The 1,233-nt window shown below is 50.7% G+C and carries 2 protein-coding genes; both read right to left on the reverse strand.

Annotated elements, in window-relative coordinates; genetic code table 11:
- Positions 1-541: flagellar basal body P-ring protein FlgI (locus R7Q46_RS24920; RefSeq protein ID WP_318077893.1), on the reverse strand; the 541-nt coding region annotated here is incomplete at its 3' end.
- Positions 541-1,212, reverse strand: a complete 672-nt coding sequence (flgH, locus tag R7Q46_RS24925) for a flagellar basal body L-ring protein FlgH (protein WP_069508346.1) — start codon at positions 1,210-1,212, stop codon at positions 541-543. The genes flgH and R7Q46_RS24920, both read right to left, overlap by 1 nt.
- Between the last annotated feature and the right edge of the window lie 21 nt (positions 1,213-1,233).

Here is a 1,233-nt window from a genome sequence, read left to right on the forward strand (position 1 = left end):
CTAGCGTTGCACCATTCGGCACACGACCCGCTGTTGGCGTATTCACTTCGACTTTCGAACCACTTTTACCTTCAGCAGATAAACCGCCCACAACAACGCTACCTTGCGCGATGGCGTACACTTCACCATCGATACCGCGTAGCGGCGTAAGAAGCAGCGTACCGCCGCGCAAGCTTTTCGCATCACCAATGGATGACACGACCACATCTAAGGTTTGGCCCGGCCCTGCCATAGGGTCTACCGATGCCGTCACACTTACCGATGCTACGTTACGCAGTTTAGGATCCATGCTGTCATCAATCTGAACACCAAATTGGCGCAACATGTTGGTGATGGATTGTGAGGTAAATTTTACTTGGTTGCGGTCACCTTGGCCGGCAAGACCAACCACCAAACCGTAACCGACTAATTGGTTTTCGCGGATGCCTCGAACATCCACCAAATCCATAATAGGAATTTCCAATTCAGCCTGTGAAGTCGCAGGAAGCCCTAAGGTCAATGCCAGTAGGAAAGACGAAAAAAAGGTATTGATTGGCTTCATTAGAATGGTACCCATGGGCTGTTAAAGAACTGAGTCAGCCATCCAGCAGCGTTGCTGTCTGCCAACGCGCCGCGACCAGCGTAAGTGATGCGAGCATCCGCAATTCGTTGAGAAGAAACTTGGTTATTGCGAGTGATGTCATCGACGCGAACAATGCCCGTCAAACGGATAAATTCATCACCTTGATTTAGGCGCAGCCACTTTTCGCCACTGATGCGCAATACGCCATTTGGCAACACGTCATGCACCGTGACCGTGATAGCACCTTGGAGCTTGTTGCCTTGCGAGCTAGACGCGCTGCCATCGAAATTTCGGCTGCCGTCAATGCTCACACCAAGTTCATCAAACTTTTTAGTGCCGATGGTTGGCGCAGCAAAGTTCACCGCTGAGCTCTTACCAAATTTGGTTCCGGCTTTTTTGCTTGAAGAAGTCTCTTCAGAAAGCACCACGGTTAGCACATCACCGACTCGGTACGCACGACGATCTTGGAACAAAGTCATCGTGTATTGGTGACGATAAAGGCTACCAGATTGAGCGTCTGGTAAGGTGTAATCCAACTTCGGCGGCGCATACTCCTCAGCATTTGGCTGAGGCGGAATAAACTCCTGACGTCCGGCACATCCCACCAGCAACACGGCGGCTACTGCCCAACTCTTAGAAAGCCATTTCATTGCTTTTTCCTTCATCATCAC

The sequence above is a fragment of the Vibrio sp. 811 genome, assembly GCF_033339195.1.

Coding starts and splice junctions, on each gene's coding strand:
- flgH (WP_069508346.1), bottom strand. CDS start 1,212: ATGAAATGGCTTTCTAAGAGTTGGGCAGTAGCCGCCGTGTTGCTGGTG.